General features: G+C 70.2%; 23 protein-coding genes. 10 read left to right on the forward strand and 13 right to left on the reverse strand.

Going from position 1 to position 24,895, the window contains the following annotated elements; all coding sequences use genetic code 11:
* Entirely contained in the window at window positions 1-1,149 is a 1,149-nt protein-coding gene (locus QMG73_RS16700) for a 5-(carboxyamino)imidazole ribonucleotide synthase (RefSeq protein WP_281896491.1), read from the forward strand.
* Window positions 1,150-1,163: 14 nt separating this feature from the next.
* Window positions 1,164-1,634: a 5-(carboxyamino)imidazole ribonucleotide mutase gene (gene purE / locus QMG73_RS16705; RefSeq protein WP_281896493.1), complete on the forward strand. Its 471-nt coding sequence runs from the start codon at window positions 1,164-1,166 to the stop codon at window positions 1,632-1,634.
* Here purE and rmuC read toward each other — a convergent pair.
* The gene (gene rmuC, locus QMG73_RS16710; RefSeq protein WP_281896495.1) at window positions 1,623-2,759 is read right to left on the reverse strand and encodes a DNA recombination protein RmuC; all 1,137 of its coding nucleotides are present in this window, start codon (window positions 2,757-2,759) and stop codon (window positions 1,623-1,625) included. The genes purE and rmuC overlap by 12 nt on opposite strands.
* 54 nt (window positions 2,760-2,813) lie before the next feature.
* Between rmuC and QMG73_RS16715 the strand changes: the two genes are divergently transcribed.
* Together QMG73_RS16715 and QMG73_RS16720 are read left to right on the forward strand one after the other, a co-directional pair.
* Entirely contained in the window at window positions 2,814-3,593 is a 780-nt protein-coding gene (locus tag QMG73_RS16715; RefSeq protein WP_281896498.1) for a hypothetical protein, read from the forward strand.
* Between the two features lie 387 nt (window positions 3,594-3,980).
* Window positions 3,981-4,628 carry a hypothetical protein gene (locus QMG73_RS16720; protein WP_281896500.1) on the forward strand — a complete coding sequence of 216 codons (648 nt, stop codon included), beginning with the start codon at window positions 3,981-3,983 and terminating at the stop codon, window positions 4,626-4,628.
* Window positions 4,629-4,821: 193 nt separating this feature from the next.
* Here QMG73_RS16720 and valS read toward each other — a convergent pair whose 3' ends face one another.
* From valS to QMG73_RS16745, 5 genes are all read right to left on the reverse strand, one after another.
* Entirely contained in the window at window positions 4,822-7,320 is a 2,499-nt protein-coding gene (gene valS / locus QMG73_RS16725; protein ID WP_281896502.1) for a valine--tRNA ligase, read from the reverse strand.
* A gap of 284 nt (window positions 7,321-7,604) precedes the next feature.
* Entirely contained in the window at window positions 7,605-9,437 is a 1,833-nt protein-coding gene (locus QMG73_RS16730) for an ABC transporter ATP-binding protein (RefSeq protein ID WP_281896504.1), read from the reverse strand.
* Window positions 9,421-11,142, reverse strand: a complete 1,722-nt coding sequence (locus QMG73_RS16735; protein ID WP_281896506.1) for an ABC transporter ATP-binding protein — start codon at window positions 11,140-11,142, stop codon at window positions 9,421-9,423. Before QMG73_RS16735 ends, QMG73_RS16730 begins: the two co-directional genes overlap by 17 nt.
* Before the next feature lie 110 nt (window positions 11,143-11,252).
* Window positions 11,253-11,753, reverse strand: a complete 501-nt coding sequence (locus QMG73_RS16740; RefSeq protein ID WP_281896508.1) for a methylated-DNA--[protein]-cysteine S-methyltransferase — start codon at window positions 11,751-11,753, stop codon at window positions 11,253-11,255.
* Window positions 11,754-11,766: 13 nt separating this feature from the next.
* Window positions 11,767-13,173 (reverse strand): AlkA N-terminal domain-containing protein, encoded by a 1,407-nt coding sequence (locus QMG73_RS16745; RefSeq protein ID WP_281896510.1) that lies wholly within the window; start codon window positions 13,171-13,173, stop codon window positions 11,767-11,769.
* Between the two features lie 105 nt (window positions 13,174-13,278).
* On the opposite strand from QMG73_RS16745, the gene ychF reads away from it, so the two are divergent.
* From ychF to QMG73_RS16770, 5 genes are all read left to right on the forward strand, one after another.
* Entirely contained in the window at window positions 13,279-14,364 is a 1,086-nt protein-coding gene (gene ychF / locus QMG73_RS16750; protein WP_281896511.1) for a redox-regulated ATPase YchF, read from the forward strand.
* 9 nt (window positions 14,365-14,373) lie between these two features.
* Window positions 14,374-15,318: an RNA polymerase sigma-70 factor gene (locus QMG73_RS16755; RefSeq protein WP_281896514.1), complete on the forward strand. Its 945-nt coding sequence runs from the start codon at window positions 14,374-14,376 to the stop codon at window positions 15,316-15,318.
* Between the two features lie 82 nt (window positions 15,319-15,400).
* Window positions 15,401-16,588: an NAD(P)/FAD-dependent oxidoreductase gene (locus QMG73_RS16760; protein WP_281896517.1), complete on the forward strand. Its 1,188-nt coding sequence runs from the start codon at window positions 15,401-15,403 to the stop codon at window positions 16,586-16,588.
* Window positions 16,589-16,640: 52 nt separating this feature from the next.
* The gene (locus QMG73_RS16765) at window positions 16,641-16,922 is read left to right on the forward strand and encodes a type II toxin-antitoxin system RelE/ParE family toxin (RefSeq protein ID WP_281896518.1); all 282 of its coding nucleotides are present in this window, start codon (window positions 16,641-16,643) and stop codon (window positions 16,920-16,922) included.
* Window positions 16,923-16,930: 8 nt separating this feature from the next.
* Complete coding sequence (locus QMG73_RS16770; protein WP_281896520.1) at window positions 16,931-17,224, forward strand: HigA family addiction module antitoxin; 294 nt, start codon at window positions 16,931-16,933, stop codon at window positions 17,222-17,224.
* 6 nt (window positions 17,225-17,230) lie between these two features.
* Here the strand turns inward: QMG73_RS16770 and QMG73_RS16775 are convergent, their stop codons facing one another.
* The gene (locus QMG73_RS16775) at window positions 17,231-17,542 is read right to left on the reverse strand and encodes a 4a-hydroxytetrahydrobiopterin dehydratase (RefSeq protein ID WP_281896622.1); all 312 of its coding nucleotides are present in this window, start codon (window positions 17,540-17,542) and stop codon (window positions 17,231-17,233) included.
* 212 nt (window positions 17,543-17,754) lie between these two features.
* On the opposite strand from QMG73_RS16775, the gene QMG73_RS16780 reads away from it, so the two are divergent.
* Complete coding sequence (locus tag QMG73_RS16780) at window positions 17,755-18,153, forward strand: (deoxy)nucleoside triphosphate pyrophosphohydrolase (RefSeq protein ID WP_281896624.1); 399 nt, start codon at window positions 17,755-17,757, stop codon at window positions 18,151-18,153.
* Here QMG73_RS16780 and QMG73_RS16785 read toward each other — a convergent pair.
* From QMG73_RS16785 to QMG73_RS16810, 6 genes are all read right to left on the reverse strand, one after another.
* The gene (locus tag QMG73_RS16785; RefSeq protein ID WP_281896521.1) at window positions 18,139-18,930 is read right to left on the reverse strand and encodes a GH12 family glycosyl hydrolase domain-containing protein; all 792 of its coding nucleotides are present in this window, start codon (window positions 18,928-18,930) and stop codon (window positions 18,139-18,141) included. The two genes, QMG73_RS16780 and QMG73_RS16785, sit on opposite strands and share 15 nt — an antisense overlap.
* A gap of 162 nt (window positions 18,931-19,092) precedes the next feature.
* Complete coding sequence (locus QMG73_RS16790; RefSeq protein ID WP_281896524.1) at window positions 19,093-20,100, reverse strand: succinate dehydrogenase/fumarate reductase iron-sulfur subunit; 1,008 nt, start codon at window positions 20,098-20,100, stop codon at window positions 19,093-19,095.
* A complete protein-coding gene (locus QMG73_RS16795; protein ID WP_281896626.1) occupies window positions 20,100-22,013 on the reverse strand; it encodes a fumarate reductase/succinate dehydrogenase flavoprotein subunit in 1,914 nt (637 codons plus the stop codon). The genes QMG73_RS16790 and QMG73_RS16795 overlap by 1 nt, the downstream gene beginning before the upstream one ends.
* 5 nt (window positions 22,014-22,018) lie before the next feature.
* Window positions 22,019-22,825 (reverse strand): hypothetical protein, encoded by an 807-nt coding sequence (locus QMG73_RS16800; protein ID WP_281896526.1) that lies wholly within the window; start codon window positions 22,823-22,825, stop codon window positions 22,019-22,021.
* 102 nt (window positions 22,826-22,927) lie between these two features.
* Window positions 22,928-23,509, reverse strand: coding sequence for a hypothetical protein (locus QMG73_RS16805; RefSeq protein ID WP_281896527.1), 582 nt, complete (start codon window positions 23,507-23,509; stop codon window positions 22,928-22,930).
* A 31-nt stretch (window positions 23,510-23,540) separates the two neighbouring features.
* Window positions 23,541-24,869, reverse strand: a complete 1,329-nt coding sequence (locus tag QMG73_RS16810) for a TldD/PmbA family protein (protein WP_281896627.1) — start codon at window positions 24,867-24,869, stop codon at window positions 23,541-23,543.
* Window positions 24,870-24,895 lie beyond the last annotated feature (26 nt).

The raw sequence follows: 24,895 nt of genomic DNA on the forward strand, positions 1-24,895 counted from the left end.
ATGGATACCCGTACCGGTCTGCCTGTTGTCGGCATGGTGGGCGCCGGGCAGCTTGCCCGGATGACGCACCAGGCCGCGATCGCCCTCGGCCAGTCCCTGCGCGTCCTCGCCGCCGCGCCCGACGACGGTGCCGCCCTGGTGGCCGCCGACGTACAGTTCGGCGACCACACCGACCTGGCGGCGCTGCGCACGTTCGCGAAGGGCTGCGACGTGGTCACGTTCGACCACGAGCACGTCCCCACCGAGCACATCCGCACGCTCGCCGCCGAGGGCGTCAAGCTGTACCCGGGCGCCGACGCGCTCCTGTACGCCCAGGACAAGCGGGCGATGCGGGAGCGGCTGAGCGCGCTCGGTGCCCCGGTGCCGCGCTGGCGCCCCGACGCCGCCGACCTCGCCTCGTTCGGCGACGAGGTTGGCTGGCCCGTGGTGGCGAAGGCGGTGCGTGGCGGGTACGACGGCCGCGGCGTGTGGATGCTGGACGCCGGTTCGCCCCTGCCTCCCGGCGTCGAGTTGATGCTCGAGGAGCGCGTGCCGCTGCGCCGCGAGCTGGCGGTACAGGTGGCTCGCTCGCCGTTCGGTCAGGTCGCCGCGTACCCGGTCGTCGAGACGGTCCAGCGAGACGGCATCTGCGTCGAGGTGCTGGCGCCGGCGCCCGGGCTGCCCGAGGAGCTGGCCGTGGCCGCCCAGCAGCTCGCGATCGACATCGCGACGGCACTCGGCGTGGTGGGCCTGCTTGCCGTGGAGCTCTTCGAGGTCGACGGTGGCCTGGTGGTCAACGAGCTCGCGATGCGCCCGCACAACTCCGGCCACTGGACGATCGAGGGCGCCCGCACGTCGCAGTTCGAGCAGCACCTGCGCGCGGTCCTGGACTACCCGATGGGCGACACCACGCTCACCGCGCCGGCAGTCGTGATGGCCAACGTGCTCGGCGGCGAGCCGGGCGGCATGAGCATCGACGAGCGGCTGCACCACCTCTTCGCCGCCGAGCCAGGTGTCAAGGTCCACTTGTACGGCAAGCAGGTGCGCCCCGGCCGGAAGATCGGGCACGTCACGGCGCTCGGTGACGATCTGGACGACGTACGTGAGCGGGCCGGCCGGGCCGCCAAGTGGCTTCAGGAGGGTTCCCTACGGCCTCGGGAGAGTCAGTGACTGTTGGTGTGATCATGGGTAGCGACTCGGACTGGTCGACGATGAAGGCGGCCGCCGAGGCGCTCGACGAGTTCGGCGTGGCGTACGAGAGCAAGGTCGTCTCGGCGCATCGCACCCCGGTCGCCATGATCGAGTATGGCCAGCAGGCCGCCGCGCGGGGGCTCAAGGTGATCATCGCGGGTGCCGGGGGAGCGGCTCATCTGCCGGGCATGGTCGCCTCGGTCACCTCGCTGCCCGTCATCGGCGTGCCGGTGCCGCTCAAGTACCTCGACGGCATGGACTCGCTGCTCTCGATCGTGCAGATGCCGGCCGGTGTACCCGTGGCCACGGTGTCGATCGGCGGAGCCCGCAACGCCGGCCTGCTCGCGGTGCGCATCCTCGCCGCCTCAGACGACGGGCTGCGCGCCAAGATCGAGGAGTTCCAGCAGAGCCTGGTGCGCCTCGTGGAGGAGAAGAACGCCGCCCTGCACGCCTCAGTCGACTAGCTCGGACGCCTGCGGCTGGCGTGGCGCCACTTCGAGCTGCGGTGGTGCGACCAGCTCGTCGCCGGACACGCCCAGCTCGGCGAGCTTGCGGGCGCTGACCAGTACCCGGGCCTCCAACGAACCCACGGCCTTGTTGTATGCCGTCACCGCGCCCCCCAGCGAGCTGCCCAGCTTTGACACGTGATCGCCCAATGTGGACAGCCGCCCGTACAGCTCGCGAGCCAGCGTGTGTACCGCCACCGCGTTGCGGGCCAACGCCTCCTGTCGCCACGCGTATGCGACCGTGCGCAGCAGCGCCATCAGCGTCGCCGGGGTGGCCAGCACGACGTTGCGGGCGAACGCGTGCTCCAGCAGCGACGGGTCGCGTTGCAGCGCCGCGTCGAGGAACGTGTCGGCCGGTATGAAGAGGACCACGAACTCGGGGGTCTGGTCGAACGCGGTCCAGTAGGACTTCGCGGCCAGCGCGTCGACGTGCCCGCGCAGGTGCTTGGCGTGCGCGTCGAGCTGGGTGTCGCGCCCGCGCTCGTCACGCGCCTCCATCGCGGCCAGGTACGCCTCGAACGGCGCCTTGGCGTCGACCACGACGGACCGCCCGCCGTGCAGCCGCACCACCAGATCGGGGCGCACCCCCTGGTGGTCGGTCGAGGCGGTCACCTGCTCGGCGAAGTCGCAGTGCTCCAGCATCCCCGCCGCCTCGACGATCCGCCGGAGCTGGTGCTCGCCCCACCGCCCGCGTACCTGAGGCGCGCGCAGGGCGGCCACGAGCTGCTTGGTCTCGGTGCGCAGCTCGCCGGAGACCGCCGACATCGAACGCACCTGCTCGCGCAGCTCCGCGTACGCGTCGACGCGCTCCCGCTCCAACTCGGCGACCCGCTGCTCGTATCGCCGCAGCGTCTCGTGCAGCGGCGCGACCGCCCGGGCGACCGCCTCCTGCGACTGCGCGGTGGCCTCGTACGACAGCGCGCGCATCGACTGCTCGAGCCGCCCCTCACCCTCACGGGTGGCGCGGAGCGTCGCATCGAGCCGAGCCAGCTCGGCGCCGGACCGGGCGCGGGCGGCCAGCCAACCCACGGCCCCGCCGGCGAGCAGGCAGACAATCACCACGGCCAGCGTCGAAAAGTCCACGCCAGGTAGCTTGCCAAACAAATACGACAGACAGCCGCGAGTACCGTCGGAGTCATGGAACTGATCCTGCTGGCCCTCCTGATTGTGCTGGTCATCGGCGGGGGCCTGTGGTGGAGCCGGATGAGCGCGGCGCGTCGCGAGCGCGACCTGGCCGACGCGCGCGCCGAGGCCCAGCGGTGGTACGAACGCCTCGGCGGTCAGGTGATGAACCTCCACGGCGAGGACCAGGCCGTCCGACAGGCACTCGTGGACGCGGGTGAGCGGTACACGGCCGCCGGCAGCCAGTTGGAGCAGGCGCGCACCGTGCGGCAGTACGCGCTGGCACGGGAGACCGCCCTGGAAGGGCTCGCCTACGCACGGGCAGCCCGGATCGCGCTCGGCCTCGACCCAGGCCCCGACCTGCCCCCGCTCGCCGCCGCCCAAGGCGTCGGTCACCTCACCAAGGAGCGCGAGGTGGCGGTACAGGGCCAGCACTACAAGGCAGGCCCCCAGCCCGGCGCCGACACCCCGTACTACTACCCGGGCGGCCGCGTGCAAGGCCGGCCCGTGCCCGCGGGCTGGTACTCCCAGCCACTGTGGAAGCCGGCCCTGGCCGGCGCCGCGGGCGCGATCGGCGGCCTCTTGATCTTCGACGCGCTCTTCTCCCCAGCGTTCGCCGACCCGGGGTACGGCTTCGACGCCGGCTACGCCGATGGCTTCGAAGACGGCGCCAACTTCGACGACGGCGGCGACGCGGGCGGCGGCGACTACGGCGGTGGCGACTACGGCGGCGGCGGCGATTTCGGAGGCGGCGACTTCGGGGGTGGCGACTTCGGCGGCGGCGGCGACTTCTAACCCCCACCCGGTCCCCGCACTCCCGCGCTGTGCTTGCGGCTCGCGCCGCGCGCCTCTGCCCGCCGATCAAGGCCAAACGCACGTGGTTCGATCTCTTTTCCGCGTGCATTCGCCCTTGATCGATGCGAATCTCCTTGATTGACGCGGCTGAGGCCGCCGGGTCCGAGATGGAGACCGGCGGCTTCGCGCCGCACGCCCGCCGGCGCCGGCGTCGCGGCCGCGGCCATGCCAGAATCGCAACATCCGCGACGCTGCGGCCTCCGCGCGGACCCACTCCGCAATCCGCGGATCTGCGTCCTTGGGAGGCGGCTGGTCTGGCCTCCTGGAAGAGGAAGAGTAGGGCTAACCGGATGGCCGCGGCCCGTTCGCGGCGGCATATTCGTCAGCGTGACCGTTGAGACCGAGGCGATGACAGTACGGCGACCGGCGCGGGCGTGGCTCGCCGGTGCGGTGGGGGCGGCGGTCGGCGTCGCGGGTTTGACCAGCACCGCGCAGGCGGCGGGGCACTTCCACTGGTGGGCCGGGTTCATCGTGGTGCCGGGCGCGCTGATCGCGGCGTCCGGTGCGGTGCTGCTCGCGCAGGGCCGGAGCACGGGCAAGGGCTTGTTCGGGTACGTGACCGCCTGCGCCGGCGCGCTCGTCTTCACTGTCGGGGCGCTGCTGATGGTCGGCAAGATGGGCGAGGGCTGGCCCTTGATGATCAGCCTGCCGGCGCTGGCGGTGGCTGGTACGTACGCGTGGCGTCCGGAGCACCCGCTAGCCCGCGCCTTTCACCGCATGATCGCTTCGCTGGCGGTGGCTGGTGCCGCGCTGGGCGTCACATTCGTGTTGATGAACACGGGCGCGCTCGACCTCGAAGGCGACTGGTGGGGCTGGTTCATGATGCTCGGGGCGGTGCTCGTGGCACTGAACGGCCTGGAACTGTTGCGGCACCGCATCGAGTACCGCCTCCAGGCCGTCGCCCTCGCTATCGGCCCGGCGGCGTTCGTCTTCCTCCTCGGACTCCGCATGGCACGAGGCGCCTGGCCCTACTGAGCAGGCGTACGCGCTGCGGCCCCTGCGTCCCGTCGCACCAAGCCGCGCGCCGCGTCGATCAAGGCCATTCCCATCGATCAAGGGCAAACGCACGCGGAAAAGAGATCCAACCACGTGCATTCGCCCTTGATCGACGGAAAGGCGCGGCCGCGCGGACGCGGAAGCGCGAGCGGGGGAGCGCAAGCGGGAAGGGCTAGAAGGCGCAGGCGACTACCAGGGACGGGGTGCGGTTGGGGAGCATGTCGAGTTTGCCGATCTTGCCGGCGGACCGGAAGTCGCCCGAGACCAGAGCCAGCTTGTCGAGCAACTCGGCTGGCCCCAGCGCCTCGGCGAGCGGCACCTCGGCGCGCATCGACAGCCGGCGCTCGGACTTGGCGCGCCGCACCTGGGTCAGCGCCTCGCCCGCCACCCGTAGCAGCTCGTGGTCACCGTCGCTGGGCACCTCGTACGCCGACGGCCACGGCGAGCGGTGGACCGACCCGTACCGCCACCATGACCACACCTCCTCGGTCACGTACGGCAGGACCGGTGCGAACAGGCGCAACTGCACCGAGAGCGCGGTGGCGAGTGCCGCGCGTGCCGAGTCGGCGGCGGCGCCGGAACCGTATGCCCGCTCCTTCACCAACTCGATGTAGTCGTCGCAGAACGTCCAGAAGAATGACTCCGTCGCCTGCAGGGCGCCCGTGTGGTCGTACCCGTCGAACGCGGACGTGGCGGTGGCGACGACGCCGGACAGGACCGCGAGCATCGACTGGTCAAGTGGTTCGGTGACCGGTGCCCGCAGTGCATCGGCGGCGCCGAGCCCCAGCGCGAAGCGGGACGCGTTGAGCAGCTTGGTCGCGAGCCGCCGTCCCACCTTGATCTGCCCCGGGTCGTACGCGAGGTCGGTGCCCGGCCGCCCGCTGGCCGCCCAGTACCGGACCGCGTCGGAGCCGTGCTCTTCGAGCAGGCCCATCGGGGTCACGACGTTGCCCTTGGACTTCGACATTTTCTTGCGGTCGGGGTCGAGGATCCAGCCCGACAGCACGGCGTCGCGCCACGGGAGCGTGCCGTGCTCCAGGTGCGCGCGCACGACAGACGCGAAGAGCCAGGTGCGGATGATGTCGTGTCCCTGCGGCCGCAGGTCCATCGGGAAGACCCGCGCGAACAGGTCCGGATCGGTCTCCCAGCCGCTCACGATCTGCGGCGTGAGCGACGAGGTGGCCCAGGTGTCCATGACATCCGGGTCGCCGATGAAGCCGCCTGGTTGCCCGCGGTCAGCCTCGGTGAAACCATCCGGTATGTCCGAAGATGGGTCGATTGGTAGCCGTGACTCATCGGGTGTGAGAGGGTGGTAGTGGTCCGGCTCGCCAGCGTCGTCGAGCCGGTACCAGACCGGAATCGGCACGCCGAAGAATCGCTGCCGGCTGATCAGCCAGTCGCCGGTGAGGCCGCCCACCCAGTGCTCGTACCGGTGGCGCATGTGCTCTGGCACCCACCGCAGCTCGCGCCCGCGCGCGAGCAGCGCCTCCCGTAGGTCGAGGTCGCGTCCACCGTTTCCGATGTACCACTGACGCGAGGCGACGATCTCCAATGGCTGGTCGCCGCGCTCGTAGAACTTGACCGGATGCGTCAACGTGCGTGGCTCACCGAGCAGATCGCCGCTTTCGCCGAGCAGGTCGACGATCGCGCGCCGGGCCTGGTTGACCGTCATGCCGGCCAGCGGTGAGTAGGCGGCGGATGGCACGCCAGCGGGCGCCTCGGCCAGCAGCCGCCCGTCGCGCCCGATCACCACGCGGGTGTCGAGCCGCAGCTCTCGCCACCATGTCACGTCGGTGAGGTCGCCGAACGTGCACACCATCGCGATGCCGCTGCCCTTCTCCGGGTCGGTCAGTTGGTGCGCGTGCACCGGCACCTCGACGCCGAAGATGGGCGTGCGGACCGTGCGGCCGACCAGATCGGCGTACCGCTCGTCGGACGGGTGGCACACGAGCGCCACGCACGCGGGCAGCAGCTCGGGCCGGGTGGTCTCGATGTGCACGTCACCGGCCGGCCCGTGAAACCGCAGCCGGTGGTACGCGCCCTGCCGCTCCCGATCCTCCAGCTCGGCCTGGGCCACGGCGGTGCGGAACCCGACGTCCCACAGCGTCGGCGCCTCGGCCGTGTACGCCTCACCACGCGCCAGATTGCGCAGGAACGCACGCTGCGACGCGGCCCGCGCGCGCGAACCGATCGTCGTGTAGGTCATGGACCAGTCCACCGACAGGCCCAGCCGGCGCCAGAGCGCTTCGAAGGCGCGCTCGTCTTCGGCGGTCAGCCGCTCGCACAGCTCGACGAAGTTGCGCCTGGAGATCGGCTCTGGCTTGCCTGAGGGCTCCCACGAAGGGTCATAAGGCAACGATGGGTCACACCGCACGTGGTAGACATTCTGGACGCGGCGCTCGGTGGGCAGGCCGTTGTCGTCCCAGCCCATCGGGTAGAAGACGGCCTTGCCGCGCATCCGCTGGAAGCGCGCGACGGTATCGGTGTGCGTGTATGAGAAAACGTGTCCGACGTGCAGCTCACCCGATACGGTCGGCGGCGGAGTGTCGATCGAGTACACGTCGCCGCGAGCCTTGTCGCACGCGAACGTGTACGTGCCCTCCTCTTGCCAACGCTGTGCCCACTTCTCCTCGACCCCGTCGAGGGTGGGGCGCTCGGGTAGCCCAACCATGCATCGATGCTACGAAGCGATCACCTCGCCGGCACCCCGATATCCCGCGCGGCGCCCCGCCGTCGCCGCGTATGCGGCGGCTCGCGGTCCGTACGGCGGGCTCGCGTCCGTATGGCGGGCTCGCGTCCGTATGGCGGGCTCGCGGCCGCGAGCGGCCGTCGCGGCTTCGCCGATCAAGGGCATTTGCATGGATCAAGGGCGAATGCACGCGGAACAGAGATCCAATCGTGTGCATCCGCCGTTGATCGGCGGGAGCAGGCGCCCGCGCTGCCCGCGCCGCGGGGTCAGACGAGGCTGTCGCGCCATTGGGTGTGGAGGAGGGCGTAGCGGCCGCCGGTCGCGATCAGCTCCTCGGGCGGGCCGTCCTCGACGATGCGGCCGCCGTCGAGGACAAGTACCCGGTCGGCGATCTCCACTGTGGACAGGCGGTGCGCGATCACGATCGCGGTGCGCTCGCTCAGGATCGTGCGGAGCGCGCGTTGTACGAGTCGCTCGCTGGGCACGTCGAGCGACGACGTGGCCTCGTCGAGGATGAGCACGGTCGGGTCAGCGAGAAACGCTCGCGCGAACGCGACGAGCTGCCGCTGCCCCGCCGAGAGCCGCCCGCCGCGGCGGTGCACGTCGGTGTCGTATCCGTCGGGCAGCGCCGCGATGAAGCCGTGCGCCCCGATCGCCCGTGCCGCGCCGGCAACCTCGTCGTCGGTGGCGCTCGGCCGCCCGAACCGGATGTTGTCGGCGATGCTGCCGGAGAAGAGGTGGTTTTCCTGGGTGACCATCACGACCGCGCGCCGCAGGTCGGCGTCGGCCACCTCGCGCAGGTCGACGCCGTCGAGCGTCACCGAGCCTGTCACCGGGTCGTAGAACCGCGCCACCAGCTTCGCGATCGTCGACTTGCCGGCGCCGGTCGCCCCGACGAGCGCCACCGTCTGGCCCGCCGGAATGTGCAGGTCGAGCGTGGGCAGGATCGGCTGGTCGGGACGGTAGTGGAAGGTCACGGCCCGGAAGTCCAGGGCGCCACCACCGTCGGGTGCCAGCGCCACCGGCCGCGCCGGCTCTGGCACGGCGGGTTTCTCATCCAGTACTCCGGAGAGCTTCTCCAAGGCCGCGGTGGCCGACTGGAGCGAGTTGTAGAACTGGCTCAGCTCCTGCATCGGTTCGAAGAACCGCCGCAGATACAGCAGGAACGCCGCCAGCACGCCGATCTCGGTGCGACCGTGCATGACCAGCCAGCCGCCGTAGGTGAGGATGACCGCGATCGTGATGTTGCCGATCACCTTGATGCCCGGCGAGTACGTGGCGATGAGCCGGAACGCGCGCAGGTTGGCGCGGCGGTAGTCGTCGTTGACCTTCTCGAAGATCTGCTGGTTGCGCGGCTCGCGGCGGAACGCCTGGACGGCCCGGATGCCGCCCAGCGACTCGACGAAGTGGACGATCACCAGTGCGACCGCCTCGCGGGTGCGGCGGTAGGCACGGGCCGAGGCGCGGGCGAACCAGCGCGAGAGCCACAGCAGAAACGGAAACGCCAGCAGCGTGACCGCGGCGAGCGGCGCGTCGAGCCACAGCAGGATGCCGGCCACCGACAGCACCGACAGCCCGGCGAGGACGAGGTCGTCGATGCCGCCGTCGGCCAGTTCGGCGATGGAGTCCATGTCGCTCGTGAGGCGGGCGACCACTCGACCGGACGTGTACCGCTCGTGGAAGCTGACCGACAGGCGCTGGAAGTGGTCGTACACCCGCTGGCGCAGGTCGAGCAGGACGGCCTGGCCGATGCGCGCGGAGAGCACCAGGAAGCCCCGCTTGCCGATGTACTCGGCGACCGTGGCCGCGAGGAACGCGGACGCGATCGCGATCAGTGGACGGGCGTTGCCGTCGTCGCGCAGCGGCGGGATGGCGCTGTCGATGCCGAGCATGACCAGGTAAGGGCCGGCCATGCCGGCGGCGTTCTGCAACAGCAACAGGCCGACGGCGACGGCGAGCAGCCTGCGGTGCGGCCGGATCAGCGAGGTGAGCAGCGTCCGGCTGCGAGCCCGCAGGCGTACGACCGAGCCGGTCTCCGCGACCGTCTGCTCCGCCGCCTGGTCGGGCGCGATGCCCCGCCAGTTATCGGCTGACGACATCGTCGACCTCGAGCTCGGTGCCGGAGGCGTCAGCCTCCAGGGAGGCGGACGCGGAGAGTGCCGCGCGGTACGCCGGAACGTCGCTGAGCAGCTCGGAATGGGTGCCGATCGCGACGATCTCGCCGTCGGCCAGGAGCGCGACCCGGTCGGCGAGCGCCACTGTGGACGGCCGGTGGACGACGAGGAGTGCGGTAGTGCCGCGGAGCACCCGGGCGAGCGCGTCTTCGACAAGGGCCTCGGTGTGCACGTCGAGCGCGGAGAGCGGATCGTCGAGCACCAGTACGCGGGGGCGGCTCACCACCGCGCGGGCGAGCGCGAGCCGCTGGCGCTGCCCACCGGAGAGCGACAGGCCCTGCTCGCCGATCCGGGTGTCGAGCCGCCACGGCAGGTCGTACACGAATTCCGCCTGCGCCACCGCGAGGGCCTCGGCGATCTCCTCGTCGGTGGCCTCGTGCCGCCCGAGCGTGAGGTTTTCGCGCACCGACATGGAGAAGAGCGTCGGCTCCTCGAACGCCATGCCGACCAGCCTGCGCAGCGAGGTGAGCTGGATGTCGCGGATGTCGCGGCCGTCGAGCGTGATGCGCCCGCCGCTGACGTCGTACAGCCGCGGCGCGAGCGAGACGAGGCTGGTCTTGCCCGAGCCGGTGGCGCCGACGATCGCCAAGGTCTCGCCGGGTCGTACGTCGAGGTCGATGCGGCGCAGCACGGGCGCGCTGGTGCCGGGGTATGTGAACGACACGCCCTCGAACCTCAGATGCCCTTCGGACTCCCGCAGCGCAACCGCAGCCGGCCGGTCCACGATGGACGGTGGCGTGTCGAGTACGTCGTGAATGCGGTCGGCGGCGGTCATCGCCTCCTGCGCGTTCGCGATGATCCAGCCCAGCGACTCGATCGGCCAGATCAGCATGAGCTGGAGCGACACGAACGCGACCAACTCGCCGAGCGTCATCGCGTCGTGTGCGACCGCCACCGAGCCGGCGACCAGCACGATCGCGAGCGTCAGGTTGGGCACGAGGTCGAATCGTGCCGAGCTGAGCGCCAGCAGCCGGCCCTTGCCGATCGCGGTGTCGTGGAGGCGGCGCGCCTCGCGGCCGAACCGCTTCGCCATGTGCGGCCGCCGCCCGAACGACTTGATCGTGCGCAGGCCCTGCGCCGACTCCTCGACCAGCGTGGCGACGTCGCCGAGCTCGTCCTGCATGCGGCGGGACGCGGCGATGTAGTGGCGCGAGAAGTGCCGGCTGAGCAGGAAGAGCGGTATGCCGCTCGTGGCGACCAGCAGCCCGAGCGGCCAGCGCAGGTGGATGAGCAGCGCCACCACGGTGATGTACGTGGCGGTGTTGACGATCAGGAACACCAGCCCGAACGACAGGAACCGCCTGATCACCGACAGGTCGGCGGTGATGCGGGACAGGAGCTGGCCGGTCTGCCACTGGTCGTGGAACGAAATCTGCAGCCGCTGGAGGTGGGCGTAGAGCTCGTTGCGGATCGTGGTCTCCATGCCGAGCGCGGACGCCGCCTGGGTCCACCGCCGGATGAAGATGAGGCCGGCCTCGATCAGCCCGAAGACGGCCGCGAGCGCGCCGAGCTGCCACAGCCCCACCGGGTCGCGGTGGGCGATCGGACCGTCGACGACCTGCGCCACGACCAGCGGGACGGCGATGCTGGCGCCCGTCGCGGCGAACGCGGCGAGCACCAGCCACACCATCTGGCCCAGATATGGGCGGACATAACGGCGGATTCGCCACAGATTGTGCACGGGGTGTTGTCTGTCACCGTGATAGTGCACAGAGTGACGTTATCTGTTACGTCTGACGTTTACGAGTCAGTTGTGTTCTCGTGTGCCAGAAGCCACTTCTTCACGTCGAGGCCCCACCGGTACCCGCGCAGCGTGCCGTCGGTACCGATGATCCGGTGGCACGGCACGAACAGCGCGACCGCGTTACGAGCGCAGGCGGTCGCGGCGGCCCGGATCGCACTCGGCCGGCCCGCCAGCGCGGCGAACTGGGTGTACGTCACCGGCTGCCCCGGCTTGACGTGCCGCAGCGTGTCCCAGGAATGCGACAGGAACGCCCCACCGGTGTGCTGCTCCACCGTCACCTCGTCGATGGCGGCCACATCACCGTCTAAATAGGACCTGACAGCATCGGTCACGGACCCGAGGTCCGGTCGGGCGCGCGGCTCCGCACGCAGGCTCGGGTGTACCAGCCGGAGCAGCTCCGCCGTATCGGTGGTGAAACCCGCCGCGCGAACCGCGTTGTCGTCGCTCGCCAGGATCGTAAACGGGCCGGCGGGCGTGTCGACGGTCGTCATGTTCATCTTCTTCTCCATTTCATGACCTCCACAGCCTGATCAGGGCGTACGAGCGCCACGGCCGCCAGCGGGCCGCGTACGCGTCGAGCGCCGTCGGGTCGTCGGGGATGCCGAGCGCCTCCGCGCCGCGGCGGATCCCCAGGTCGGTCGGGAGGAACGTGTCCGGGTCGCCGATACCCCGCATGGCCACGTAGCCGGCGGTCCACGCCCCGATGCCGGGCAGCGCGGTGAGCCCCGCGACCGCCGCCTCGCGGTCGGCTCCCGGATCCAGGTGCAGCCCGCCGGCGACCGCCTCGGCGAGCGCGCGGATCGTCGCCCGTCTCGCCGCCGGCATCCGGAACGCCTCGTCGGGCAACTCCAGCACCTGCTCCGGAGATGGGAACGGCGTCAACTCGTCGGGTGCGGTGGTCACCAGGTTCGACAGGACCCGGCGTGCGGCCAGTACCGAAATCTGCTGGCCGACGACGGCCCGGACCGCCATCTCCCAGCCGTCCACCGACCGCGGCACGCGGACGCCCGGCTCCTTCGCGACCGACGGCTCCAGCGCCTCGTCCGCCGCGAGCGTCGCGTCCACGGCGATCGGGTCCGCGTCCAGGTCGAGCAGGCGGCGGCAGCGCGCTACTGCGGGCGCCAGGTCCCGCACGTCCGTCAGGCGCAGCCGCGCGGCGACGTACTCCGGCTGCGGCGTGAGCGTCACCGTGGCGGTGCCGTGGGGCAATCGCAGCGCCCGCTGGTACGTGGTCGTGTCCACCTCTTCGACGCCCGGAACAGCCCGCAGCGCGAGGAACTCCAGCAGCGAAGCGGCGTGCAGCGGCGGCCGGTACGCCAGCCGGAGCGCGACCGTGCCCGCCTCGGCGGTGCGGCGGGCGCCCGGCTTGCGCAGTTCCGACGGCGCGGCGCCGTACACCTCGCGGATCGTGTCGTTGAACTGCCGCACGCTGCCGAACCCGGCCGCGAACGCGATCTCGGCCAGCCCCAGGTCGGTCGTCTCGATCAGGATGCGTGCCGTCTGCGCCCGTTGCGCCCGGGCCAGCGCTAGCGGCCCGGCGCCGAGCTCGGCCGTCAGCATCCGGTGCAGGTGCCGCTCGGTGTACCCGAGCCGGCTCGCCAGCCCCGGCACGCCGTCCCGGTCGACGACGCCGTCGCCGATCAGCCGCATCGCGCGCCCGACCAGGTCGGCTCGCGCGTCCCACTCCGGTGAGCCCGGGGCCGCGTCGGGGCGGCACCTGCGACACGCCCGGAACCCGGCGCGCTGCGCCGCTGCCGCCGACGGGTAGAACCGCACGTTCTGCCGCTTCGGGGTGACCGCCGGGCAGGACGGCTTGCAGTAGATCCGTGTCGAGGTCACCGCGGTGTAGAACCAGCCGTCGAACCGCTGGTCGCGGCTGTCGACGGCTCGGTAGCACCGCTCGAAATCGAGTTCCACGCCATCGATACTGCCCCAGGATGCCGGGCACGGCTGGCGGGATTCGGACGTCGGCGTGACGGCTTGCGACAGGGCGTCGAACCGACCCGCGTAGACTCGCGGTCCGTGAGTCTCACCATCGGGATCGTCGGCCTGCCGAACGTCGGCAAGAGCACGCTCTTCAACGCCCTGACCAAAAACGACGTGCTGGCGGCGAACTACCCGTTCGCCACGATCGAGCCGAACGTCGGCGTCGTCGGGCTGCCCGATCCGCGGCTGGAAAAGCTCGCCGAGATACACCAGTCGCAGAAGATCATCCCGGCACCCGTGTCGTTCGTCGACATCGCGGGCCTGGTGCGCGGTGCCTCCAAGGGGCAGGGCCGGGGCAACGCGTTCCTGGCCAACATCCGCGACGCGACGGCGATCTGCCAGGTCGTGCGCGCGTTCTCCGACCCGAACGTGGTGCACGTCGACGGCAAGATCTCGCCGGCCGACGACATCGAGACGATCAACACCGAGCTGCTCCTGGCCGACATCCAGACGCTGGAGAAGGCGCTGCCCCGCCTCGAAAAGGAGGCGCGCGCCCGCAAGGACCGGGCCGGGATCGTCGCCGCGGCCTCCGCGGCCGCCAAGCTGCTCAACGAGGGCATCACGCTGTACGCGGGCGCGGCTGCCGCCGGCATCGACGTCGACGAGCTGCGCGAGCTGCACCTGCTGACCACGAAGCCATTCCTCTACGTCTTCAACGTCGACGAGGAAGAGCTGGCCAACACCGAGTTCCTGGACGAGATGCGTGCCCTGGTCGCGCCTGCCGAGGCGGTCTTCATGGACGCCAAGATCGAGTCCGAGCTGATCGACCTGCCCGAAGACGAGGCGCGCGAGCTGCTGGAGTCGATCGGCCAGCCGGAGCCGGGCCTGCACCAGCTGATCCGGGTCGGCTTCGGCACCCTTGGCCTCCAGACGTACCTGACCGCCGGCCCCAAAGAGGCGCGGGCCTGGACGATCCCGATCGGCGCGACCGCGCCCGAGGCGGCCGGGGTGATCCACTCGGACTTCCAGCGCGGCTTCATCAAGGCGGAGATCGTCTCCTACGACGACCTGGTCGCGGCGGGCTCGATGGCCGCGGCGAAGGCGGCCGGCAAGGTGCGCATGGAGGGCAAGGAGTACGTCATGCAGGACGGCGACGTGGTCGAGTTCCGCTTCAACGTCTGACCGGCGGCCATGCTGCTCAGCCCGTACGACATCGAGGTGTTCGAGCGCTCCCGGCCGCGCCTTGAGGCGATCGCCTATCGCCTGCTGGGCTCGGCGAGCGACGCGGAGGATGTGGTCCAGGACACGTTCCTGCGCTGGCAGGCCGCCGATCGGGAGCGTGTCGAGGTCCCCGACGCGTGGCTGACGAAGGTGCTCACCAACCTGTGCCTCAACCAGCTCACCTCGGCGCGAGCCAGGCGCGAGACGTACGTGGGCATGTGGCTGCCCGAGCCCGTCCTCGCCGGAGACCGGATGCTCGGCCCGGTCGACACCGTCGAGCAGCGCGAATCGGTCTCCACCGCGGTGCTGACCCTCCTGGAGCGGCTTTCGGCCAACGAGCGCGTCGTCTACGTGCTGCGCGAGGCGTTCGGCTATTCGCACGGAGAGATCGCCGAGATCCTCGATCTCTCCGAGTCGAACTGCCAGCAGATCTACCGGAGGGCCAAGCAGCACGTCGCCGCAGACCGGGCACGCGCGGAGGTCGACGAGGCAGCCGCCCGCAGGATCGTCGAGGAGTTTCTCGCCGCGGCCGTCAGCGGCCAGACCGAGCAACTGGTGAAGCTGTTGAGCGTCGACGCGATCAGTGTCGGTGACGGCGGCGGCAAGGTACGGGCGGTCGCGACGCCGATCTCCGGTGCGGTGGCGGTGGCGAGGTTCCTGCGTGGCCTGTTCAAGCCCGCCGACGCCAAACGGGCCATGGTGGGCGGTAGCCCGACCTTCTACGCCAACGTGGTCAACGGCGAGCCAGCGGTGGTGATCGTGGTGGATGACCGGGTCGTCGGCACCATGTCGCTGGAGGTGGTGTCCGGGGCCATCGCGGCGGTCCGCTTCCAGGCCAACCCCGACAAGCTTGGCCGCTTCACTCGCCAGTGGTTCGCATCCGAGCGCGGGGAGCCTGTCATCGACGCCTGGTGATTCAGGTCACAGCCAGCTCCTGTCAGGAATCGTGTCGCTGCCCGGTTCAGGAGGCGACACACACCGAGACAGGAGTGAGGCCATGAAGCACCGCATCGTCGTCCTCGGGGCCGGGTATACCGGAGCGCTCACCGCCGGCCGTCTCGCCCGGCGGCTGCACCCCGACGACAGCGAGATCACCGTCGTCAACGCGGTTCCTGACTTCGTCGAGCGGGTCCGCATGCACCAGGTCGCGACCGGCCAGGAACTCAAGCACCGCCCGCTGACCGACATCTACGCGGGCACGGGAGTCGACGTCCGGCTGGCGCGGGTCACCGCAGTCGACGTCGAACGCAAGACCGTCGCGCTCCTCGAAGAGCACGGCGCCGGCGAGATCGCCTACGACACCCTGGTCTACGCCCTCGGCAGCGCGGCCACCGACCACGGGGTGCCCGGCGCCACCGAGCACGCCTACGACATCGCCGGCAGGCAGTCGGCGCTCCGGCTGCGCGAGCGGCTGAACGAGCTCGCCGCGGGCGGGGCCGTGCTGGTCGTCGGCGGAGGACTCACGGGCATCGAGGCGGCTACGGAGATCGCCGAGTCCCGGCCCGACCTGCACGTCGCTATCGCCGCCCGCGGCGTCCTCGGCGACTGGCTCAGCGAGAAGGGCCGGCGGCACCTGCGCGGCGTCTTCGACCGGCTCGGCATCGCCGTGCAAGAGCACACCGACATCGCGCGGGTCGAGGCGACCGGCGTGGTCACCGGTGACGGCAAGACCATTCCAGCGCAGGTCACGGTGTGGACGGCGGGTTTCGCGGTACACCCCATCGCCGCCGCCACGACCCTGAAGGTCGCCGGCAACGGGCAGATCATCGTCGACGGCACGATGCGCTCGGTCTCGCATCCCGACGTGTACGCCGTGGGCGACGCCGGGCTCGCCGACGGGTCGGGTGGCAAGCCGCTGCGGATGTCGTGCGCCTCGGGGATCCCGATGGCCATGCGGGCGGCAGATGCCATCGCCGCGCGCCTGACCGGCCAGAAGCTCCCCGAGGGCCAGATCGGGTACTCCCAGCAGTGCATCAGCCTCGGTCGCCGGGATGGCCTCATCCAGTTCGTGACCGCCGACGACCAACCGAAGCCGTCTGTCCTCATGGGAAAGATGGCGGCCCGGTACAAGGAGTTGATCTGCAAGAGCGCGGCCTGGAGCATCGACCACCCGACGCTGCTGGCCCCCACCCGCCGCCGGCACCTCTCGGCGGCGGGCGTCGAGAACCCGGTGGCCACCTCGTGACGGCAGGACCACATCGGTGGCACAGCATAACGCGTTGCGTTATGCTGTGTGGGTGATCAGGTCGTTCGGGGATACCGTGACCGAGCGGCTCTGGGCACGTGAGCGGGTCAGGGAGATCGATCCGCGCATCCACCGTGTAGCGCTCCGGAAGCTGGTGATGTTGGACGCTGCTGCGGTGCTCGACGACCTGCGGGTGCCGCCAGGCAACCGCCTGGAGGCTCTCAGGGCAGACCGGGGCGGCCAGCACAGCATTCGCATCAACCAGCAGTGGCGGATCTGCTTCGTCTGGACCGCTGCCGGCCCTGAGCGCGTCGAGATCGTGGACTATCACTAGGGGGGCAGATGGACAAGATCAGTCCGATCCACCCGGGCGAGGTGCTTCTGGAGGAGTTCATCGAGCCGCTGGGCGTGACGCAGCACAAGGTCGCGGTCGCGATCGGCGTGCCGCCGCGGAGGATCAACGAGATCGTGCACGGCAAGCGGCGTGTCACGGCTGACACCGCACTGCGGCTGGCCCGGTACTTCGGTACGACGGACCTGTTCTGGCTGAACCTGCAGATCCGCTTCGACCTCGAGATGGAGCGGGATCACCTCGGATCGTCGTTGGAGGCGATACGGCCGCTCGAGGCGGTCTGAGGGCGGCTATTCGGCGCCGGTGACCTTGCGGTAGGCATCTTCGATGCGGGCGGCGAGCGTGACCTCGCCCTCGGTGATCACGTCGCCTTCCCGGGGGCTCACCCGGATCTGGGTGCGCCCGTCGAGCCGCCGGATCTCCGGACGGATGTGCAACGCATCGGCGACGACCTTGATACGCTCAGTGAGCGCAGCGTGTTGGGCGTCATCGAGGACCAGGGTGCGCTTGATCTGGCGACCCTCGCGAGCCCAACCACCAAGTAGGGTCAGCGCGTCGCTGAGATAGTCGCGGTCTGCCCTGCTGCCCCACAGAGCACGCATGCGCCACACCTCCCAGGCGTCGTTGCCGGCTTGTGGCCAAATCGTCGCCATCTCGTCATCGTTCGGTGTCCACCAGTCTTGCCGCTGACCGGCTGGTGTGTCCACGCCCACAATTCCGTCTTCTGGTGTCCTACAGGACGGCTCCGGCACCCAAATTTCGTTCTGATCTGGAAGGCTGGTCGGCCGTGCAGACCGAACGGACGAACCAAAGGATCATCGTCGGCGCCGCGATCATCGTAAATGGGCGCGTACTGGGGTGTGCCAGGTCCGATCCGCCCGAGGTAGCTGGAATGTGGGAGTTTCCGGGCGGCAAGGTGGAAACCGGCGAGTCGGATGTCGAGGCGCTCGTGCGCGAGTGTGAGGAAGAACTCGGCGTGCGAGTGACGGTGGGCGAGCGGGTCGGCAGCGACGTCCTCCTCGCGCACGGGCGGGCGGTGCTTCGGGTGTACGCCGCGCGGCTGGTCGGCGATGCCCAGCCGCAGGCGCTCGAACACGCCGAGTTGCGCTGGCTCGGCCCGGACGAGCTGGACTCCGTGGCCTGGCTGCCAGCCGACGCGCCGATCGTCAAAGCACTTCACCCCCTCTTGCTTGACCTTTCACGCTCGGCCTGAAACCGACTGGATCCTCGTCGAGAAGCCGTGTGAGGCCAGGCCATCGCCGTCCCGCCACAGCTCGAACCCGGCCTCGACGCCGCTCAGGTACCACCAGTCCCGGATGTACCCGCGGCTCACGGCGTCGCGGGTGAACGCCCGCAGGTCAAGGTCGCGCACCGACGACGTGGGGCTGGTGCGCACGTACACGACGTGGTTCCAGTCCCAGTTGGCGTACGAGACGTCCCAGGTCGCCCCGGCGATCGGCACCGAGCGTGCGACAACTGTGCCCTTCGGGCGGGCACCCATCGTGTGGTCGAGCCAGATCATCAGTTCGGCGCCGTCCGGGCTGCGGTTGGCGTCTTCGGTGGTGTGGAACCAGAGGTCGTACGCCGCGTTCCACTGGCCGGGCGCGTTGTTGCCGCTGAAGCTCCAGTTGCTCGTCGCGGTGCGCAGGTGTGACACCTGTGCCGGCAGTTCGCTCTTCGCCGTGCAGTCGCCCCAGTGGCAACCGGCGTAGATGGCCGGGTACGCCGCGACGTTGTCACCGTTGTCGTGGTCCGAGCGGACCACCTGGAACGCACCGGTGCCCGGGTCGACGTCGAGGCACTGCGTGGATTCGGCGCCCCAGACGTTCGACATCACGGCGTACCGGCTGTCGTCGGCCCGCACGGTGCCCTGGCAGAGCTGTGTGGGCTCGGCGGAGTCGGAAGGGGCGGCGGTTATTCCGTACGTGGCGGCGAGCCCACCGAGCGCGACGAGCACGCTGAGGGCCGTGAGCAGACGAGCGCGCTTCATGACGAAGCTCCCTAGCGCGGGTGCGCCGCACGCGGCGACGCACCGGGGCGCGGGTGCGCTGCCACTTCGCGTACCCGCCCGGAATCGGCTCCGGGGGGATGATACTCGTCGATAAAACAAGCGCGCGCCCCCTGGTAGGGGGCGCGCGCTGAGAATTTTTGGTTACTTGTCCCGGTCGGGGTGGGCGTAGTTGAGGCCCTCCGGCGGCAGCGGGAAGGTCACGTCATCACCGAACGGCGACGGGCCGCCCGCGCGGTCGAACGTGATCTCGGAGATCGGCAGCTTGCCGTCGTCGCCCACCGGCGCGACCTGCGGCGCCGGCACCTCACGGTGCCAGTTCACGCCACTCTTGTGCTCGGCACCGTGGCCGTCGGCCTGCGGAAGACCACTCATACCCAGCCCGTCACCCTCGCTCAGCTGATCACGACGGAAGATCTTGCGTCCCAACCACACGATCGGATCGTACCGGCGGTCGACGACGCGCTCCTTCATGGGGATGATCGCGTTGTCCGTGATCGTGATGTGCTCGGGGCAGACCTCGGTGCAGCACTTGGTGATGTTGCAGTACCCGAGGCCCATGGACGCCTGCGCGTAGTCCTTGCGGTCGGTCTTGGCGTCCAGCGGGTGCATGTCGAGCTCGGCGGCCCGGATGAAGTACCGCGGACCCGAGAACGCCTTCTTGTTCTCCTCGTGGTCACGCACCACGTGGCAGACGTTCTGGCACAGGAAGCACTCGATGCACTTGCGGAACTCCTGCGAGCGCTCCACGTCGACCTGCTGCATCCGGTACTCGCCCGGCGCGAGATCCTCCGGCGGCGCGAAGGCGGGCGTCTCGCGTGCCTTCTGGTAGTTGAAGTTCACGTCGGTGACCAGGTCGCGGATGACCGGGAACGTGCGCAGCGGCGTGACGGTGACCGTCTCGCTCTCCTCGAACGTGGACATCCGCGTCATGCAGCCGAGGCGGGGCATGCCGTTGATCTCCATCGAGCAGGAGCCGCACTTGCCGGCCTTGCAGTTCCACCGGCAGGCGAGATCGGGCGTCTCGGTGGCCTGGAGCCGGTGGATGATGTCGAGGACGACTTCGCCCTCGTTGACCTCCACCTGGTAGTCCTGCAGGTCGCCGCCGGTCTCGTCGCCCCGCCAGACCCGGAAGTGACGCTTCGCGCCCATTACTTAGCCTCCTCAGCCAGCGCGTCGAACTCGGCGAGCTCTTCGTCGGTCAGGTACTTGGCCAGCTCGGCCCGGTCGAAGAGCTGGATCAGCTCCGCGCGCATCCGCGGCACCGGCTTGTGCTCCAGCCGCACCTTGTCGCCGTCGAGGGAGCAGACCAGGTTGACCCGGCGCCAATCCGGACGCATCGTGGGGAAGTCTTCGCGGGTGTGACCGCCACGCGACTCCTCACGCTCCAGCGCCGCCTTGGCCGTGCACTCCGACACCACGAGCATGTTGCGCAGGTCGAGCGCCAGATGCCAACCGGGGTTGTACTTGCGGCCGCCGGTCGCGCTCACCTTCGCCACCCGGTCGCGCAGCTCGGCGAGGCGGACCAGCGAGTCTTCGAGCTCGCCCTTGCGGCGGATGATGCCGACGAGGTCGCCCATGACCGTCTGTAGCTCCTGCTGGAGCGTGTACGGGTTCTCCCCGCCGTCGCGCTCCAGCGGGGCCAGGGCGGTCTCCACAGCGGTTTCGAGGTCGCGCGTCGACACCTTCGGCCGTGCGGTCAGCGCGTCGGCGTACGACGCCGCGTGCTCGCCCGCCCGCTTGCCGAAGACGAGCAGGTCGCTCAGCGAGTTGCCGCCCAGCCGGTTGGAGCCGTGCATGCCGCCGGACACCTCGCCGGCCGCGAACAGGCCCTGCACGGTGCCCGCCGCCGCGGCCGTGTCGGGGTCGACCTCGACGCCGCCCATCACGTAGTGGCAGGTCGGACCGACCTCCATCGCCTGTTTCGTGATGTCGACGTCGGCCAGCTCCTTGAACTGGTGGTACATCGAGGGCAGCCGCTTGCGGATGACGTCGGCGGACATGCGGGTGGACACGTCCAGGAAGACGCCGCCAGCGGGGGAGCCGCGACCGGCCTTGACCTCGGAGTTGATGGCCCGGGCCACCTCGTCACGGGGCAGCAGCTCCGGTGGGCGCCGGTTGTTGTCGGGGTCGGTGTACCAGCGGTCCGCCTCTTCCTCGGTCTCCGCGTACTGCTTGCGGAAGACGTCGGGCACGTAGTCGAACATGAACCGCTTGCCCGTGGAGTTCTTCAGCACGCCACCGTCACCGCGCACCGACTCGGTGACCAGGATGCCCTTGACCGAGGGCGGCCAGACCATGCCGGTCGGGTGGAACTGCAGGAACTCCATGTTGATGAGCGTCGCGCCGGACCGCAGCGCGAGCGCGTGCCCGTCGCCGGTGTACTCCCAGGAGTTCGACGTCACCTTGTACGACTTGCCGACGCCGCCGGTGGCCAGCACGATCGCGGGCGCCTCGAAGAGTACGAACTCGCCGGACTCCCGGTAATAGCCGAACGCGCCGGCGACCTTGTTTCCGTCGAGCAGCAGCTCGGTGATCGTGGTTTCCTGGAAGACCCGGATGCGGGCCTCGTAGTCGCCGAACTCGCGCTTGTCTTCCTGCTGCAGCGAGACGATCTTCTGCTGCAGCGTGCGGATCAGCTCCAGGCCCGTGCGGTCGCCGACGTGCGCCAGCCGCGGGTACTCGTGGCCGCCGAAGTTGCGCTGCGAGATCTTGCCGTCCTTGGTGCGGTCGAACAGCGCGCCGTACGTCTCCAGCTCCCAGATCCGGCTGGGCGACTCCTTGGCGTGCAGCTCGGCCATCCGGAAGTTGTTGAGGAACTTCCCGCCGCGCATGGTGTCGCGGTAGTGCACCATCCAATTGTCTCGGCTATTGACGTTGCCCATCGCGGCGGCCGCGCCGCCCTCGGCCATGACGGTGTGCGCCTTGCCGAAGAGCGACTTGGAGATGATCGCGGTCTTCTTACCCGCGAGTCGAGCCTCGATCGCGGCACGCAGGCCGGCACCGCCGGCGCCGATGACGACGACGTCGTAGTGGTGTCGTTCGATTCGGGTAGCCATATTCAGTGCCCTCAGTTGATGAACCGCAGGTCGCCGAACCAGCCGGCGGAGACAGCCATGATGTAGAAGTCGGTCAGCGCCAGCGTGCCCAGCGTGATCCAGGCGAGCTGCATGTGCCGGACGTTCAGCTTCGACACGAACGTCCAGAACCGGTAACGCACCGGGTGCTTGGAGAAGTGCTTGAGCCGCCCGCCGGCGATGTGGCGGCAGGAGTGGCACGACAGCGTGTACGCCCACAGCATCACCACGTTGAGGACGAGGATCACGTTGCCGAGCCCGAAGCCGAAGCCGTCGGGGCTGCGGAACGCCACGATCGCGTCGTACGTGTTGATGATCGAGATGATGCCGGCCGCGTAGAAGGCGTACCGGTGCGCGTTCTGGAAGATGAGCGGGAAACGCGTCTCGCCGCTGTACGTCTTGTGGCCGTCCGGTACCGCGCAGGCCGGCGGTGACGCCCAGAAGGACCGGTAGTAGGCCTTCCGGTAGTAGTAGCAGGTCAGCCGGAACAGCAGCAGGAACGGCAGGGTGAACGACGCCTCCGGAATCACCCACCAGCCGGGCAGGTAGGTGCCGAAGTGCGCCGCATCGGTTACGCACCGGTCGGTGATGCAGGGCGAGTAGAACGGCGTGAGGTAGTGGTAATCCTCGACCCAGTAAAAGTCGTGCATGAAGACCCGGACGGTGGCGTACGCGACCCATCCGCCGAGCCCGACGACCGTGATGAGCGGGGCCAACCGCCAGTTGTCGGTGCGCAACGTCTTGGCCGCAATGGCGGCGCGTGCGCGCGCCCCTCCCGGCTTCGTTGCCGTAGTGGTCATCCTTTACGTCTCCCTAACGGCGCAACCGCGTCGATTTTCGGCTACACGTTACGCCGGGCCGTGGGGGTGGCCTGCAAGGGAGTCCTAGTTATCGCCGCCTGGTCACAGGTCGGGTCCGGCAAGGCGCCGGATCGCGCCGCCGCACGACTCGGGTGAGTCGTCTGTGAGGCGCTCGACGACCGGCGTGCCGTGCCGGCCTTGCGGCGCCACGAAGAACGCCGGTTCGCCGCCGCCCGCTTCCCGGTCGAGCGCGTCGGCGTACGTGATCCGGGCGTCGACGAGCTGGCGCCACGATTCGATCCAGTCTCGCCAGTGCGCGTCGCGGTCTTCGCGGATCTGCTCCAGTTCGGTGACGAACGGTCGGATCGCGGCGTTCTCCGCGCGTACAGCGGCGGCGCGTTGCCGCGAGTCGGCGGCCGCGCCGGGCGGGCTCAGCCGGTTGAGCCGCCTTTCCAACTCCAGGCAGGCGGCGTCGGTGCGTTCGGCGCCCCGCTCGCTCTCGTCGATCCGTTCGGCGACCCCGTTGATCGCGTTGACGAACGCGATGCCGCCCACGCAGACCGCGACGACGAGCACGGCGAGCACCGTGCCCACGACGATGAGTAGCCGTCGCCGGCTCGGCTGCGGCGCCTTCTCGGGCTGCGGCGCCTTCTCGGGACCGGCCTCCGCGGATTCCTCCGTCACCCGCCCAGTGAACCATCGTCGGGCCAGTGGGTCATCCCGAGGCGCCGCCCGTGAAGTTCCAGGAGGCGAGGCGGAGGGCGGGCGCGGTCCACCAGGCGATGCCCCACGGGTCGGGGAAGACGGTCGCCTGGCCGCCGACGCCCAGCACCGCGCCCGGTCCGAGCGCCTGCGGGTACGACTGGGTGAACCGGAAGTTCCGCACGGGCCTCGTCAGCTCGCCGTCTTCGATGAGCCACACGCCGTTGCGGGTCAGGCCGGTCACGACCAGGCTCTTCGGATCGAGCACCCGGGTGTACCAGAGGTCGGTCACGAGGAGCCCTCGCTCGACGCCTGCCACCAGCGACGCGGCGGCCGGGTCGATCACAGCGCCCGCCTCCACACTGGACGCCGCCGGCCCCGGCATCAGCCCCAGGTTGACCGGCAGCGCGCCGCGGGTCCGGACGCCCAGCCCCGCGTGCCCGGTCGATTCGCCGCCGGCCTCCGCCGCGGTGCGCCGGTCGTGCGCCACCGCCTGCGTGACGCCCCCGGACACGAACTCGACCGGCCGCTTCGGGGTGCCCTCCGCGTCGAACGGGATACCGAGCCCGGTGTCGCCCAGCGGGTCGTCGACGAGCGTGACCGCCGCGTCGAGCTGCTGCGCGCCCGGTTCGGCGAACGACTGCCGCTCGTTGTACGCCTTGCCGTTGAACCCGTAGAGCGACAGGTTGTGGAGCACGTCGACCACCGCGGTCGCCTCCAGCACCACTTCGTACCGGCCGGGTGGCAGCTCGACCGCCCCCGCGCCGGCCCGGGCCTTGGCCGCGGCCCGCGCGCCCAGCACCGCCCCGTCCACATCGGACAGGCGGCCGGACGCGACCCGCGCGGTGCCGTCGGCGCCCTCGACCCGGGCGATGCCGTCCATCGCGACCTCGGCGGTGCGCCCGGTGACGACCTGACCGGCGCTGTTGGCGAACGCGGCCGACCAGTGCAGCGTGCGGCAGTACCCGGCCGTCTCCAGCCCGCCGGCGGCGTCGACGAACGCGCGTACCCGATCGGCGCGCGCCTCCGGCGAGGCCTTTGCGGTCTCTTCGTTCCAGTTGCCCTCGCTGGCCAGCGCCGCTGGCGGCGCGAGGCCGGGCCAGCCGGCGTCGGGCGGGCACAGCCGGGCGGCGTCGAGCGTCCGGGACACCAGACCGCGCAGGCCTTCGTCGGTGGTCACCGTCGTGGCGCCACTGGCGGTGCGCCCATCGGCGTGCAGCCGCAGCCGTACTGTCGTCGTGGCGTCGGCGACGTTCTGGTGGATGAAGGAGTTCGCGAACCGGGTCAGCGCGCGGGCCATGTGGTCGACGAACACCTCGGCCTCGACCCCGGCCGGCACCATCCCGAGTACCCGTTGCGCCAGTTCGA

Origin of the sequence: Phytohabitans aurantiacus (assembly GCF_027923225.1) — a bacterium.
GTDB classification, from domain to species: domain Bacteria; phylum Actinomycetota; class Actinomycetes; order Mycobacteriales; family Micromonosporaceae; genus Phytohabitans; species Phytohabitans aurantiacus.